Annotated in this window: 14 protein-coding genes; 12 read left to right on the top strand and 2 right to left on the bottom strand. The window is 46.4% G+C overall.

Features of this window, described 5'->3' with window-relative positions; translation table 11 throughout:
• Window positions 1-5 precede the first annotated feature (5 nt).
• The 4 genes from ACWGXJ_RS21270 (at window position 6) to ACWGXJ_RS21255 (ending at window position 3368) form a co-directional block, all read left to right on the top strand.
• Complete coding sequence (locus ACWGXJ_RS21270; RefSeq protein ID WP_061828929.1) at window positions 6-986, top strand: siderophore ABC transporter substrate-binding protein; 981 nt, start codon at window positions 6-8, stop codon at window positions 984-986.
• A gap of 33 nt (window positions 987-1019) precedes the next feature.
• Complete coding sequence (locus ACWGXJ_RS21265) at window positions 1020-1763, top strand: alpha/beta hydrolase (protein WP_452567552.1); 744 nt, start codon at window positions 1020-1022, stop codon at window positions 1761-1763.
• Between the two features lie 156 nt (window positions 1764-1919).
• A complete protein-coding gene (locus ACWGXJ_RS21260) occupies window positions 1920-2831 on the top strand; it encodes an aldo/keto reductase (protein ID WP_452567551.1) in 912 nt (303 codons plus the stop codon).
• Window positions 2832-3041: 210 nt separating this feature from the next.
• A complete protein-coding gene (locus tag ACWGXJ_RS21255) occupies window positions 3042-3368 on the top strand; it encodes a thioredoxin family protein (protein ID WP_025721930.1) in 327 nt (108 codons plus the stop codon).
• Window positions 3369-3502: 134 nt separating this feature from the next.
• On the opposite strand, the gene bacA is transcribed toward ACWGXJ_RS21255, so the two are convergent.
• Together bacA and ACWGXJ_RS21245 are read right to left on the bottom strand one after the other, a co-directional pair.
• Window positions 3503-4300 (bottom strand): undecaprenyl-diphosphate phosphatase, encoded by a 798-nt coding sequence (gene bacA / locus ACWGXJ_RS21250; protein WP_081112421.1) that lies wholly within the window; start codon window positions 4298-4300, stop codon window positions 3503-3505.
• 128 nt (window positions 4301-4428) lie between these two features.
• Window positions 4429-5799: a hemolysin family protein gene (locus ACWGXJ_RS21245; RefSeq protein WP_069292024.1), complete on the bottom strand. Its 1371-nt coding sequence runs from the start codon at window positions 5797-5799 to the stop codon at window positions 4429-4431.
• A 224-nt stretch (window positions 5800-6023) separates the two neighbouring features.
• On the opposite strand from ACWGXJ_RS21245, the gene ACWGXJ_RS21240 reads away from it, so the two are divergent.
• From ACWGXJ_RS21240 to ACWGXJ_RS21205, 8 genes are all read left to right on the top strand, one after another.
• Entirely contained in the window at window positions 6024-6824 is an 801-nt protein-coding gene (locus ACWGXJ_RS21240) for a DUF1836 domain-containing protein (protein WP_254350666.1), read from the top strand.
• 204 nt (window positions 6825-7028) lie between these two features.
• The gene (locus tag ACWGXJ_RS21235; RefSeq protein ID WP_235309915.1) at window positions 7029-7970 is read left to right on the top strand and encodes a glycosyltransferase family 2 protein; all 942 of its coding nucleotides are present in this window, start codon (window positions 7029-7031) and stop codon (window positions 7968-7970) included.
• A 39-nt stretch (window positions 7971-8009) separates the two neighbouring features.
• Complete coding sequence (locus ACWGXJ_RS21230) at window positions 8010-8963, top strand: glycosyltransferase family 2 protein (RefSeq protein ID WP_322174868.1); 954 nt, start codon at window positions 8010-8012, stop codon at window positions 8961-8963.
• A gap of 72 nt (window positions 8964-9035) precedes the next feature.
• Window positions 9036-10415, top strand: coding sequence for a lipopolysaccharide biosynthesis protein (locus ACWGXJ_RS21225; RefSeq protein ID WP_023990346.1), 1380 nt, complete (start codon window positions 9036-9038; stop codon window positions 10413-10415).
• A complete protein-coding gene (locus ACWGXJ_RS21220; RefSeq protein WP_023990345.1) occupies window positions 10390-11364 on the top strand; it encodes a polysaccharide pyruvyl transferase family protein in 975 nt (324 codons plus the stop codon). Before ACWGXJ_RS21225 ends, ACWGXJ_RS21220 begins: the two co-directional genes overlap by 26 nt.
• Before the next feature lie 299 nt (window positions 11365-11663).
• Window positions 11664-12245: a peptide deformylase gene (gene def / locus ACWGXJ_RS21215; protein WP_452567550.1), complete on the top strand. Its 582-nt coding sequence runs from the start codon at window positions 11664-11666 to the stop codon at window positions 12243-12245.
• A gap of 161 nt (window positions 12246-12406) precedes the next feature.
• Entirely contained in the window at window positions 12407-14197 is a 1791-nt protein-coding gene (locus tag ACWGXJ_RS21210; RefSeq protein WP_254329510.1) for a cache domain-containing sensor histidine kinase, read from the top strand.
• Window positions 14190-15851 carry a response regulator gene (locus ACWGXJ_RS21205; RefSeq protein ID WP_452567549.1) on the top strand — a complete coding sequence of 554 codons (1662 nt, stop codon included), beginning with the start codon at window positions 14190-14192 and terminating at the stop codon, window positions 15849-15851. The genes ACWGXJ_RS21210 and ACWGXJ_RS21205 overlap by 8 nt, the downstream gene beginning before the upstream one ends.
• Window positions 15852-16182: the final 331 nt, after the last annotated feature.

The raw sequence follows: 16182 nt of genomic DNA, 5'->3' as shown, positions 1-16182 counted from the left end.
GTTAAATGAAGAAAAATATGATGTTTTTAACGCTAATGCTTGCATTGGTACTGATTGTGTCGGCCTGTGGCACAGCAGCTCCGGCAACACCGGAAGCGACTGGAAACGGCTCCTCTGCTGCAACAACGGAATCCAAAACCATCTCGGTCAAACACGCATTGGATGAAAACCCGGTCCAAGTCAAAGTTAATCCAAAAAATGTCGTTGTCTTTGATTTCGGTTCATTGGATACGCTGGATAAGCTGGGTGTTGACGTTGCGGCAGTAGCGCAGCAGGATCTTCCTACGTATCTGAGCAAATTTAAAGATTCCAAATATGCAAGTGCGGGCACGCTGTTTGAACCGGACTACGAGAAAATCAGTGACCTGTCTCCTGAGCTGATCATCATCGGTGGCAGACAAGCTGATGCATATAAAGAGTTGAGTAAAATTGCACCGACCATTTCGATGGCTGTAGACACCAAGGATTATATCAATTCCTTTAAGAAAAACGTTGAAACACTAGGTCAAATCTTCGACAAAGAGGATGCTGCCAAGCAGGAACTGGCTGCGATTGATAGCTCCATCAAGGCCGTACATGACAAGGCCGTAGCGAGCAAAGCTAAAGGACTGATCGTGCTGACGAATGAAGGAAGCCTGAGCGCATATGGCTCACAATCTCGCTTTGGTATCATTCATGATGCTTTTGGCGTAACTCCTGTAGATCCTGGCATTAAAGTATCCACGCATGGACAAAAGGTTTCTTTTGAATATGTACAGCAAAAAAATCCAGATTATATTTTTGTCGTTGACCGTGGGGCTGTGGTGGTCGAAGAAGGCAAGGAACAGGTTACAGGCAAACAAACCATGGAGAATGAACTGGTGAAGAAAACCAATGCGTTCAAAAACGGTCATATTGTATACCTTGATCCTAACTACTGGTACCTGTCAGGTAATGGTCTGGAATCCGTATCTGAAATGATCAAGGAAATGGATGCTGCACTGTAATGAATACATTCACATCATGGAGGACTGTGTAGGATGAAAGGTCATATAGATGAAATTCTATTAGATGGGTACCTTGTGCACGTCTATACACCTCCCGTCTCCATGAATCATAATGAGCTGTATCCTGTGCTATATGTGCAGGATGGCAGCTCTTTATTTCTAAGCAGGTTGGATGAGCTGGAAAGAGGTTTTTCTACGGGAGAGCTGCCCCGTGTGGTGCTGGTAGGTATTGAGCCCGTAAATCGACTGGATGATTACACGCCTTGGAAGGCAGCGGCTTTAGTAGAAGGAAGACCTGCTTTTGGCGGTGGCGGAGATGCCTATCTGGCGTTTGTGGTTACAACAGTAATGCCGTATGTCGAGGGGGGATATCCGGTACAAACCGGACCGGAGCATACGGGGATCATTGGCGCCTCATTGGGCGGATTAATTTCCATGTATGCCGTATTCAAGTATAAGGATGTATTCGGACGCATCGGTTCGATCTCGGGCTCGTATTGGTATCCCGGTATGATCGATTATATGCAATCTGCATCATGTGCAACTGTGAGGGATGGGACACATCGCTTGTATATATCTGTCGGGACCCGTGAAGGTGAAGGGAAGACGAATGTACAAAAAGATATGGTTCCGCTGACCCTCCAGGCACACCAGGTGCTGCGGACACAGGGACTGGATGCAAAAGATGTGCTTCTTGAGCTGGATCAGGATGCGGTACATCGTGTGGATTGTTTTCAGCGTCAATTTCCTAAGGCTGTCCAATGGCTGTTCGGATAGCATGAATGGAATACGAATCTCATACAACAACCTCAAAGGATTGGAGAGCGTGGAGTCTCTATGTCTTTGGGGTTGTTTTTTTTGTATATTTTTTTCGTATAATAGAGAATATTAAAAATTTAAAGTTATACGTTGTTGGAAGTGAGGGGATCATAAATGAAAAAAAACCGCCTGGGATCATCGGATTTGCTGGTAGGTGAAATTGGTTTGGGATGTATGTCGGTCGGTACGGAGGAGCAGCAAGGTGTTTACTTGATTCATGAAGCGCTAGACAGGGGCGTAAACCTGTTGGATACGGCAGATTTGTACCAGCACGGACGCAATGAAGAAATCGTGGGTGCAGCGATCCGTGGACGGCGGCAGGAGGTCATCCTGGCGACCAAGGTCGGCAATCGGCGTCTACCGGGGCAGGAGGGCTGGGGATGGGACCCATCCAAGAAATATATTCTGTCTGCTGTTAAAGAGAGCCTGCGGCGCCTTGGAACGGACTACATCGACCTGTATCAGCTGCACGGAGGGACGATTGACGATCCGATGGACGAAACCATAGAGGCTTTTGAGCAACTACAGCGGGAGGGCGTTATTCGTTACTATGGTATTTCCTCCATTCGCCCTCATGTCATCCGTGAATATGTTGAACGTTCGAATATCGTTAGTGTTATGAATCAGTATAGTTTACTGGATCGGCGTGCAGAGGAAGAGGTACTGTCTTTGCTTCAGGAGCGGGGAATTAGCGTGATTGCACGTGGGCCTGTGGCCAGTGGTGTATTGGCTGACGAAGGGGCAGGGAAGATAGCCAAGGGATATCTGGACTACAATGAAGCAGAGCTGCTGGATGTGCGTAAGCAATTAAAGGCATTTGCAGGGTCGGACCGTAGTATGGGTCAGACAGCGATTCGTTATAGTCTTTCACATCCGACTGTCGCTGCTGTGATCCCGGGTGCAAGCTCTTTGGGACAATTGGAGCATAATATTTCTGCGGCGGATATTGCACCGCTAACTCAACAAGAGCGGCAGACGCTACAGCAAATCAGCCGAGCCAATCGTTATGATGCGCAATACCGCTGATAAGGGCAATGATGGTACAAAAGTGTGTTCATCTGTTGCTCCTAACTATAAACGCTACATTTCAGTCTATAACCGAAGTACACGCTTGAACATGTACCTATCCAAGTTGCAATTTATAAAAGAACCATTACAATATAGGAATAAGCCTCGGTTTATAATTCATATGTTAATATGGAGACGTTATAAATACACTCTAGGAGGGACCAACGAATGGAACGCATCGAATCTCAGCAGCAATATCAGGATTTAATTAACGGTGACGGTCTGACCGTCGTGAAATTTGATACAACCTGGTGTCCGGATTGCAAGACACTGGATAAATTTATGGACGGCATTATTGAGGAAAACGCGGATAAGCGCTTCTTTGCGCTTGATGCAGAGAAATTTCAGCCGATTGCCGACGAAAATCAAGTGCGCGGCATTCCGAGTCTGCTCGTGTTCCGTAATGGCGAAAAAATTGCTCATTTGCACAGCAAATACGCTAAAACGCCAGCTCAAATTTCGGAATATTTGACTACGCTGGAATCCAAACAATAATCAGAACGCATGATAGGGATAGTTCAGTACGATCTATCCTTTCCGCAAAATAGTAAAAGGGATATCCAAGGCTGATCATTCAGACCCTATGGATATCCCTTTTTAGTTATTGGTTATGGGTACCAAACAATGGCTTATAAAATAATGAAAAAGAACACAGCCGCCAGCACGAAGCGGTAAATGGCGAACGTAGTCAGGCTCAAGCGTTTGAGCAGACCAAGGAATGTTTTGATCGCCAGCATCCCCACGATAAAGGCAGTAATAAAGCCGGCCGCGAACACTGGAAAATCACTCATAGACAGATGATCCATACTTTTGATCATATCAATGCCCGATGCACCCAGCATGATCGGAACCGATACGAGGAATGTAAATTCCGCGGCTGCCGTATGACTTACACGTGCGAATAGGCCCCCAGACATGGTTGAGCCTGAACGGGAGAAGCCTGGCCACAGAGCTAGGACTTGGAACACACCGATGGTAAATGCTTGTTTGTACGTGATCTCATCCAGCGTATGTGATCTAATAGGCGGATGGAATTTCTCAGCCGCGATCATGAGCAGGCCCCCGATCACCAAACTATATAAAACCGTTTCAGGACCAAACAGGTATTGCTTAATTACATCACGGAACAGTACGCCAATCAGGCCCGCAGGGATCATGGCTAAAATAATATGTAACAGGTTTAGACGTGGCTGACTCGAGATTTTGCGTCTGAAATCAAACAGACTCAGGAATCTGCGCCAGTATAATACGACGACCGCCAGCACAGCACCTAATTGCACGATAACCTCAAACGTTTTGACCGTATCATTCTCTGTGTTTAATCCTAGAAGATTAGCCGTGAGGATCATGTGACCCGTCGAAGAGACCGGCAAAAACTCTGTCAGTCCTTCAATAATTCCCATAATAATAGAAGATAAAATATCCACTTTACTAGCTCCTCCTTACACGCGTGCAGGGCAAACGACCTAAGTCGTCTGCCCTGGGAATATGTCATTTCAGTAGGAGTGAACGCAAGTGTCACAAGTGCAAAGATAAACGCTCAGGTCACACGGGTTCACTCCCGGGAAGAAGTGTCCGATTCTGCTTCCAATTCAGATGCGGGGGATGTGTGGTGTAAAATAATCTCCACCCGACGAATACGATTTTTACCCATTTCACGAATGATAAATTTCACATCATCTTCTATGAATTCCTTGCCCTGTCTAGGTTCCGGAACCCGGCTATACACCCACCCTCCGACAGTATCCACGTCTTCATTGTCCAATGTCAAGCCAGTCAGATCACTCAGATCGGAAAGCATTACTTTACCATCCATCAAATAACTGTTCTCCGTCAGTTTCTCGATTTCCTTCCGTTCATCCTTATCAAATTCGTCCCGAATTTCGCCAACAATCTCCTCCAAAATGTCCTCAATGGTAATGAGGCCGGAGGTTCCACCGTATTCATCGACCAGGAGAGCAATATGAACTTGCTCCTTCTGCATACGTTTCAGCAGCGTGTTGACGGGGATAACTTCCGGAACGGTCAAGATCGGTTGAATCAGGCTGTCGAAAACAAGCTCGGGATTGCGATCATACTCAAGGAATAGCTGTTTGGTATTAATCATACCAATGATCTGATCCTTGCTATCTGTCGCCACCGGAAAACGGGTATACTGCTCTTCGTGAATAGTCAGCATGTTTTCTTGTAGCGAGCGATTCGTAAACAAGCATACCATATCTGTACGTGGCACCATAATTTCTTTGGCAACGGTCTCGTCAAAAGCAAAGATACGATTTACGTAGCCATATTCGGTGTTATTGATCTTACCACTTTCCACGCTTTCGGACAAAATGATCTGAATTTCTTCCTGAGAGTGTGCTTCTTCATGCTCACTAGCCGGTTGAAGACCAAACAGACGAACCAGACGATTGGCCGATCCGTTAAGGAGCCAAATAAACGGATACATAATCCGGTTAAACCACACGATGACTGGAGAGGTTAACAGACTGACAGCTTCCGCTTTGCGGATCGCCAATGTTTTGGGAGCCAGTTCACCGATCACCACGTGCAGGTAAGTTACAATGACGAATGAAATAATAAAGGCCAGGATATGTGAAAAATCCCCATTGATGTTGAGCTGTTGAAAGATAGGCTCCAGCAATTTGACTACGGTCGGTTCACCGAGCCAGCCGAGTCCCAACGCTGTAATCGTAATACCAAGCTGACAGGCGGACAGGTAGCCGTCCAGATTATTGACGACTTTTTGTAGCGCCAGTGCGTTTTTACGGTTCTCCACGACCAGCTGATCGACCCGGCTGGAACGGATTTTAATAATCGCAAACTCGGTAGCCACGAAGAAAGCACTAAATAAAATCAACACCGCAAACAAAAATAGACTGACACCTATACCCATATAATTTTCACTCATCCCTTTTTCGTTCAATTTTTTAAGGAACTCCATTTTAAGTTCACTTGAACTTATTTTAAGAACTTAAAAGGAAATATACAAGGTTCATATGGAATCGTAGCAGGTCACCTACCTCCAATTTACACGGAAAATAAGGCATAATAGAACCCGCACGGCTCATTGCTTCGCTTTACAAGCCTAGTTTGAGGGCGTATGATGAGTTCATATGAACTTGAAATGTAAGAAAGGGAGGAAAGCAGATGGAGTCTTTTACCCTTACTCGTCGTGATATGGCCCATTTGCTGCTGGCCATGGAAGGTCGCCGCGAATTGCAGCCTTTGGCCGTTCTTCAGGACGCCTGGAGGCGCACTCATAGCCATCTTGCCCGCTCCGGGAGCACGATGCCGACATTTTTATACACCGACGTGACACCTGTGCTAGATAAAATCATCAAGGGTAAGCATAGCGCAGCCTTTTCGCTGCAGGAGATTGTTTCCCTGGGTCAACTGGTCGAATACAGCCATGTCTCACTGGCCTCTATGCAAAATTGGGTCAAGCGCGACTTCAAGGAATTTCTCGGCGCTCCGAAGATCGGCAAAAAATACTCGGTCAACCAGGCAGCTATATTGCTCATTGTAGAAGATTTAAAATCATGTCTTGATTTTGAATCCATCCGTCAGCTATTTCATATCCTGTTCCAACAACCCGAAGATGATACGGACGATCTGATTCAGCCGGTCGATTTGTACGCCGCCTATTCAACTTTGTTTGAGGAGCTGGATGCGAACGGAGATCAACTGCTTGATGTGGCAGTAGCAGGCTTTGCAAAGGACAACGGAATTTCCGTTACAGGACAGCAGCGTCAAGAAGGTGCGACAGAGGAGTTGCTGGTTCAGGCGGCTGATCAATACACCAGTCGTTTACAGCATTTGACCCCTAACCAGTGTGAAGCGGTGCGTAATACTTTGCTGGTGGCAGCAGTAGCGGTACAAAATAGTTATTTTTTGTCCATGGCACGTCGGTATGTGAATGCGACGTTGTTTCTGGACTTCCAAGGGTAAATCAGGATTGGCACTAGAAGCCAATCCTATTTTTTTTCTCTTTTTAGAGGATTGTCTACCCTTTTGGAGACTGAAAAAGTATACAAAAGAGGTATATACACTAAAACGCTGTCAAAGATACAATAAACATATATAATCCAGCAATTGGAAAAACTTTGAATATCTCTTCCAAAGCATCTGGATACACACACAGGAGGTAATGGCATGTCCGATGTCTCCATCATCATTTGTACCCGCAACCGGATCGAAGACCTGACACGCTGTATACAATCTATTGCAGTACAGCAGCAATTGGAGCATACGGCTGTAGAACTGCTAATTGTTGATGACGGCGATATTTCCGACCAACAGATCGAGCAGTACCGTCACATGGTATCCGGATTGCCTCAAAGCGTTTTGAAATATTATAAAAAAAGTCGTCCCGGCGTTTGGTTATCCCGCTATGAGGCCTTGTCCCTTGTGCGGTATGATATTGTGCTGTATTTTGACGATGATGCAGAACTGGACGATAAACTCTATATCCGGCGCTTGCTCGATACCTATGATCAGGATGAAACGATTGTGGGTGTTGGAGGGATTGCAAAGGGATTACATTCGAGCCGGGCAGGAAAGCTGCTGGGCGTTTTGACATTTCAGATGTCTCCATCCCTCGGCAAGCTCTCGCCTAGTAGTCTGGCAGGTTCTTTGCTGCGTTGGGGCGAAGCAACGGAGGTTTTCGATACAGAATTTTTCCATGGCTGCAATATGTCATTTCGGAGGGATGCACTTCGGGACATGAAGCCGTATCCGTGGATGACCAGTTATGCCGTGGCTGACGATTTGTACATGTGCCAGTTAGCGAGCCGTTACGGCAAATTGGTTATCAATCCTGACTTAACCATCATTCATCATGAATCTCCAAGCTCGCGTGATAAGGCGGGCAAAGTAGCCAAGGCAACAGCGATTAACCACTATTATTTTCTTGCCTTGAAAAAGGCTGGAGTGATTCAGTATGGAGCCCTTTTATGGACCTTATCCTACTTGATGCTCAAAGAAACGCTGCGTCGCAATTTTAATGCCGCAGATGGATACAAGCAGGGGGTGTTGTTCATTCTGAACCCGCGTAAGCAAAAATATAACGAATATTTAGGCCCGGCGGTTCAGTAATCCGTTTTATACACATTGACAGGATAAAGGGGGAGTATGATGTTAAGCTTGTCCATTGCTCTGTGCACCCGAAATCGGGTTGATGATCTGACCCGATGCATCAATTCAATTGCCATTGGGGGAGCACCGGAGGCATGTGAAACCGAGCTATGGATTATTGACGACGGAGAACTGCCGAAACATGTGCTGGAACGTTATGAGCGTCAGTTGGGCAGAGCGGGAATTACCTACCGATATCATCGCAAGGAGCAGCCGGGATTATGGTTATCTCGTGTAAAGACAGCTGAACTTGCGCAGGGTGACATCATTTTGTTCCTTGACGATGACGTTGAGCTGCCGAGCAACTACTTGAATGAGTTGATGCGTACCTATGAGGCTTACCCGCAGGCCGCTGGTGTCGGCGGTATTGCACAGGGAATGAGTAACAGCTTCATGGGAACGATTCGATGCTTGCTGTCATTCCAGCAGTCTTTGTCCAAAGGAAGGCTATCCCTCAGCGGTCAGTCCGGCTCGATGTATAACTGGCATAAGGCCAAGAAGACGTTTAGAACCCAGTTTTTCCATGGCTGTAATATGTCATTTCGTCGTGAAGCGATTCGCGGTCTGGAGCCGGTACCTTGGTTGCAAAGCTATAGCGTAGGCGAGGACTTATTACTTTCGCGCATCGCGATGAAAAGCGGTCCGTTATACATTAACCCGGCGCTTACGCTACTTCATCACGAATCGCCGTCCTCACGCGACAATATGGAGCAGGTTACTTATATGCGGGTGATGAATCATATTCATCTTCTGCGTGAAGAGGGATCTGGGCCGATCGGTTATGCAGCACTATACTGGACGACGTTGTATCAGATTTTGAGAGAAAAGCCCAAGAAAAATCATACTGCCATTCAAGGCTATAGAAGAGCGCTGAAAGCGATCTTTTCAAGTCCGAAGGAGCCTGTTGGCGGGGGACAGTTGCCTGAACGTAATTCCAAAAAAACGGTAGGCTGATGGAGGTGCGTCATAAGACGCGATTGAGCATAAAGACGAGAGGCTTAATAAGGAACAGGAGTTGGACGTAACATGAGCACATGGACAGCAGCAAGGAAAGTATTCACGGGTGACAGTCTCGCTAAAACGATCATGCGCACGAGCTTTAACAATTTTTTTGTGCTAATCGTCACGACCCTGACTTCCATCCTGACCGCACGTATGCTCGGAGTAGAGGGGAAAGGAGAACTGGCGGCAGTTCTGTTCTGGCCTACGCTGATCGGCAGTGTGTTGAGCTTCGGATTACCAACGTCGTTAATTTACAACATCAAGAAGAAAACAGGCACGACGGAAGAACTGCTGGCGTTGTCGCTCTGGATTCAGTTGCCTGCCAGCTTGTTGGCAGGGGCTGTGGCCTGGATATGCATGCCGCTGTGGCTGAATGGTTATGGTGCGGACATCATCCAGCTGTCCCAGCTTTATTGTGCGGCAGCCATACCACTGGCAGTGCTTACAGCGCTGACGACAGCATTGTCGCAAGGACTGGATCGGTTTAGCGTATATAATGGTCTGTTGTTTTACTACCCGTTACTGAATTTCATCGGTCTGGTGACACTGTGGCTGATGGGCTTGCTCAATGTGCAGCTGGCTGGGGCAGTGAATTTTGCCGCGAGTTTCCTTGCACTAGTGTGGGCGTTCCTCCGTTTGCGCAAGTATATGAATGTGCGTGCTTTCCGCCCATTTACCAGCCGCCAAGTGCTTCGTCCTTATTATAGCTATGGAGCGAGGGTTTACGGGATGGAGCTGATGGGGACGCTGTCCACACAAACGGACAAAATCGTTATTGTGGCGCTGCTATCACCCAAAGCGTTCGGTCTGTACTCTGTCGTCTATGCCTTGTCTCGTGTGTTCAATGTGGTGCAAAATGCCGTCACTAACGTAACCTTTCCAAAGGTGACGGGGATGGAGCACAGCAAGATTGTCGAAACGGTAGGTCGGGCTTTTCGCATCTCTATGGCTGCGATGCTAATCGTCATTGTGCCTGCTCTCTTCATTGGACGATACATGCTGGGTTTGCTGTACGGCCCCGCTTTCCTGGAAGCATCGCTAACGTTCTACCTGCTGTCACTGGAATGTATCATTGGTGGCGGCTCATGGATTCTGGCCTCGGCCTTTAACGCGCTGGGACGTCCGGGACTGGTATTGTTTCGGCAAATTGTAGCCTATGCGATCACCGTCGGTCTATTTTTTATTTGTACACCGATCTTCGGTCTGGACGGCATTGCGATTGCTTTGCTTGTAGGCGCTTGTGTACGATTGGCGTTCTCACTGTTCTCATTCCCGATGTTTTTCAATGTTCCGCTATCACGGATCATTTTTGATAAAAGTGATATTACATTTGTCATTCAGACTATACAAAAGAAGCGCAGGAAGGGAGAACTGAAAGATGCCGAATTTGCATCCCATGGCTAAACTGAAAAATAAGCTGAGCGTCATTCTCGACGTAGTCCCCCAAGGTTCGAATATCATTTATGTCGATTATCCCGTCTATAATAACGGTGGGGATGTACTCATCATGAAAGGCACCGAAGCGTTCTTCAAGGATAATGGCATCCGTGTCCGTGCCCGTTATAGCGCTATGGATATTCCCGATCGGCTCCAAATTCCGGGTGACTGGATTATCGTGTGCCACGGCGGCGGCAACTTCGGCGATCTCTATTCAAATCACCAAAATTTGCGAGAACGCATCGTTCGCGATTTCCCTAACCACCGAATTGTGATTATGCCGCAGACGATCCACTTTCAATCTGAACAGAAGGCTAATGAAGTCGCTGCCTTGTTCAATGCTCATCCGGATCTACATATGTTTGTGCGGGATACACGCTCTTATCAGTGGGCTAAGGACAAGCTGAACCAGTGCAGTATCACACTATGTCCTGATATGGCACACCAGCTCTGGCCATTGAAGCCGACTACGGAAACTGTGAAGGATGTATTGTATTTCCTGCGGACTGATATTGAAACGGTGGGTGGACAAAAGAAGTTCGATGACGAGGCAGATGCCGCTCACCGGCTGGACTGGGATACTTTGTTCACTCCGCTGGAAGTGAAGGGAATTGTCTATTTCCAGAAGTTTTATCGACTGGATAAGAAAATCGGTGGCCCGTTACCTACGCGTACATTCTGGTACAAGTACACAGACCATCTCATGAACAAAGCGGTTACGCTGTTCAGCTCTTACCGCGAGGTTCGCACTTCACGGTTGCACGGTCACATTCTGGCCTGTCTGCTTGATATGCCGCATGTTGTCATTGACAACTCCTACGGCAAGAACTCGCAATATTATAATACCTGGACACAGCCGAATCCAAAGGCGCAGCTGTTTAGTGAAGCTCCAAGTGCGTTGGAGCAGCCATCTTAATAGTAAGAAAAGATACGTAGATTAATTTCAAAGGTATGATAACGGCAAAAAATCTCCTGACCATTTCATTGGTTAAGGGGGTTTTTCGTTTAAGGATATATAGAGCATCAGTATAATTGTTAATTAGATAAACCATTAAGGCAATGAATATTTAATGGCTTAAATACCGCTTCATTTTGACAATTCATTTCATGAATAGATATAATTTATGGGATAAAACTTGTAGGAATATTGGGAACTCCCTAACTTTTGCAGAATAACATGAAAGTATATTTATTTAAATGAATCGAGGCTGACGAATGAGTAATCAATCGATGGACATGCTTCTCACGAAGGATATCGTGCGTGAAGGGGAACCGATTTTGCGCACAAAGGTTGAGCCGGTATGCCTGCCGCTGTCTGAAGAGGACCTGCAACAGATGCAATGGATGCTAGATTATCTGAAAAATAGCCAAAATGAAGAGCTGGCTGGCCGCTATGATCTGCGCCCGGGTGTGGGGTTATCTGCGAACCAGGTAGGTTTGAACAAAAGAATGTGCGCTATTTATTATGAAGATGGGGACAAAACGGTAGAGTATGCATTGTTTAATCCGAAGCTGGTCAGTCACTCCACGTCCATGATTTATTTGGAACAGGGTGAGGGGTGCTTGTCTGTAGATCGGTACGTAGCCGGATATGTACCGCGTTACGAAAAAATTCGTATTAAGGCCACTTTACCAGACGGAACACAGGAGCTATTGACTTTCAAAGGTTATGCAGCGATTGTCGTGCAGCATGAAATGGACCATTTGGACGGCATTATGTTCTATGACCGTATCAACCCGGAAGATCCGCATAAGCTGCCGCAGGGAGTGCATATCGAACCTTTTGTACGTAAATAGTTTAGGAATCGTAAAGTGTGGTGACTCCGTTCGCCACATTTTTAAATTTTACAAAAATATAGATATAGAGGTTGCGAAGCTTTAAACTGAAACGTGTAGATTGTGATAGAGAATGTGAAAATACATAAAAATGTAAGCGCTTATCTTATAGGAGGGATGGCATGAATCGTGGAGTACGGCTTTTGATGAATAATATGCGTATGCGGAATAAGCTGCTGTTCTCCTACGTACTGATTGTCATGATCCCGGTGCTGGTGGTGGGCGGCTGCGTTACTTTTTATTTGCGAGAGCAGGCATTGAATAGTGCAATTGCCCAGACGGTAAACAATGTGGAAAAGATCAAGAGCCAGACGGCAAATTTACTGCGTGTGCCAACGGATATTTCAAATGGGCTCATGTTCGATAAAAGGCTGAGGGAGATGGCGAACCGACGGTATCCGGGTATGGTAGAGCTGATGAATGCGTATCATCAATACAAGGATTTTAATGAGTATACTCAGCAATATAGAGAAGTTGCTACCATCCGGTTCTATTCGTACAATCCGACGCTTGTCAATAATCTGGAGTTTATTCCAGTGGACTCTAACATTGAGCGGCAGCAGTGGTTCCAGACGGCTTTGAAGGGGACGGCGATTAACTGGTTTTACATTCAGGATAAGGAAGATAACCCGGTTAATCGCCTGAGCCTGGTACGGCAAATTCCATTTCCTGAATACAATACCAAGGGAGTTCTGATGATATCGCTGAGCCAGACCGAGTTGAATCATATGCTGAGCAAGGAGCCTTTTGAAACATTGATTACGGATCGTAACGGGATTGTGGTCGCAGCTACTCATCCACAGTCGGTGGGCCAAACGTTGAGCGATTTACATTTGGGCTTTGACGTCCAGCGTGCGGGTAAGGGGATATATGAAGCGAAAATCAACGGAGTGCCCTCCAACATCATCGTGGATGAGCTGCTGCCCGCCTCCAGTGTGAGCGGATTTACGATTATTTCAGTGTTTTCGACGGAGCATATTGTACAGGGAGCCAACCGAATCAGCCTGATTGGTGCTTTATGTGTTCTTGCAGTGCTGGTTATGGCACTGATTCTAATCACCATCATTTCTTGGCTGATTACCAAACGACTACAGCGGTTGAGCTATGAGCTGGGTAAGGTAGCCGCGGGCGATTTTCATGTGGTATCGAGTGTGGAGGGAAAGGACGAGATCGGGGATTTATCCCGCCGTTTCAACTATATGGTGAGTAGTATTCGCCAACTCATGGCGCAGGTCTATGAGACGAGTGAGCACAACAACAGGCTGGAATTGGCACAAAAGGATATCAAGCTAAAAATGATGGCCAGCCAGATTAATCCGCACTTTCTGTTTAATGCGTTAGAGTCCATTCGAATGAAAGCACATCTGAATGGGGAAGCGGAAATTGCAACGACGGTGCGTTTGCTTGGCAGGCTGATGCGCCGGAATCTGGAGATTGGCAGTGGTAAAACGACGGTACTACAGGAGCTGGATATGGTGCGATCCTATTTGCAAATTCAGCAGTTCAGATTTGGAAATCGTTTGATCTATGAAGTGAATTTGGAAGAAAGCGCGACGGACATGTCGATTCCTCCCTTAATCATACAACCGCTGGTGGAAAATGCAGTCATTCATGGCCTGGAAAATAAGGAAGAGCCAGTTACCGTGAAGGTAGATATTACAATAGAACAAAGAGAGTTGAAAATTAAAGTAGAAGATGACGGGATCGGCATGGAAGCTGGGCAACTGACCCGTCTGCTAGATCGGATCAGGGGGGCGGATGAGCCGGAAGGGAGCAGTATTGGCCTGCGTAATGTACATCAACGTCTGACATTGATGTACGGCGAACGTTATGGACTACATATTGAAAGCGCATTACAAGTAGGAACAACCGTATACTTTTCCATACCAAGGGAGGAAGAGTCAAATGTATAAAGCAATGATTGTAGATGATGAGCCTGCGATTCGTGAAGGATTGTCCTCTATTATTGACTGGGGGAATTGTGGCTTCCGTATTGTCGATACGGCAGGGAACGGACGCGAGGCTCTGGATAAGTTCGGAGAGCATCGGCCGGAGCTGGTCATTGTAGATATTCGTATGCCCGGGATGAGTGGACTGGAGGTCATACGAAGCATACGTGAAAAGAACGGAGAGCCGTTTCATTTTCTCATATTAAGCGGATATGCAGACTTTGATTATGCACGGCAAGCCTTGGGCTTCGGGGTAGATGGCTATCTACTGAAGCCAGTTGATGAGGAAGAAATGACGACAGAGTTGAAACGGGTATGGCAAAACATTGAGGACGAGAAAGAAGACGGCAAATGGGGAAGTACGCCTTCCCATGAGCGTAATTGGATCGAAGCACTATTGTTTCCGGATCATCGAGAGCATGCTCGTAATGCTGTGGAAAGCAGTGATTCTCTGCACAGAGCATCCAAGCAAGCTGAACATCAAAGCGGTAACGGAAAACATGGACAACAGCCCGCGTTACCAGCGTTGGACTGGAGTAGCTATCAGGTTATTCTGCTGGATTTACGTATTCCTGACTGGGATCGGCAAGCTCGGCAGTCGGCAGCAAAGCAGCGGCTAACGGAATTGTGCCATGAGCAGGGCAGAGGTATCGTGTTTGAGGCTGGAATATATATGGGTCTTTTGCTTCCCGCCACGTTAAAAACGGAGAAAGACGCTGTTCAGTTACTGGCTACTTGGCGACAGGAGCTAAAGCCGTGGGCAACGGAAATTTATGTGGCTGCCGGTGATCCTGTATCCATTCTTAACGAAATTCCCAGATCTTTTGAGCAGGCACTACGATTGTTAGAACGTACGTTTTTGTTCCGGGCAGAAAGAGTCATGCTTTCCGGAGACCTATACGAATTGGAGACAGTTGAGACTGAAATGAGTGGAGCGTCTGATCGTGCTACAAATGATCCCCTACGTTATGCAGAAAAGCTGTACTATGCGCTAGATATGGCTAATAGTGAAGCTGCAACCCGTGTCATTAAGGAAATGGAAGACCAATTTCCACGGATTTATCGCACAGAATCTGCAATCAAGGCGGCGTTCGCCCAAACATTCACACTGGCGTTGAACAAGTATGCAGCCGGACAGGATCACAGCAGAACCGTGCTGGAGGAGCACTCCAGCTTTATAACCGATGTATATGCTTATTCCACATTGGGCGAGCTGGTGGATCACTCGCTGGAGCATGTGTTGCAAAAATGGATTGGCCAGACTGAATCTGGTGGCAAGGGCATCATCATGAAACAAATGATTGACTTTATACATAGTCATTATGATGAAAATTTGCGACTGGAGTTACTGGCAGATATGTTCAATTACAATAGTGGCTATTTGGGCAAACTGTTCAAAAGTCATACTGGCGAGGCCTTTAATGCCTACCTGGATAAGGTGAGGATTGAGCGAGCAAGGGAATTGCTTGCACAAGGAATTAAGGTACACCAGGTGGCGGAACGCGTGGGATATGCGAATGCAGATTATTTTCATAGTAAATTTAAAAAGTATGCTGGAATGTCACCTTCCTCCTACCGTAATCGGGTTCAAAAGAATGGAGGAACAGATGGCTGTTGATAGATTCCTAGATTTAACGCTATGAAGTCTCTCTTGCAGATGTCGGAGGTATAACCTTCGAACGAAGAGAGGCTCTTTTTTTATGGTGAAAAAATGGATAGATCAATCGAAAATGTCACATTTATTATGGAGTTTAGGGTGTTTTCATCAAATCGACACCATTATGACACAGCTTCGACACGATGTTCACATTTTCGATTCTATTTTATTTAAATTTATTCTATATAATGGGGATAATCTGAAGCCGGATCATGACAGCCATGGTGAAGGTACGGAGTGAGTCATTTTCTAAAAAGTGACCGCTGCATATGTAAGAATGTGAATACTATCA

It is taken from the genome of Paenibacillus sp. S33 (genome assembly GCF_053615415.1).
Note: the sequence above shows the minus strand (reverse complement) of the source record. Positions and strands in the feature narration are given on the sequence as shown.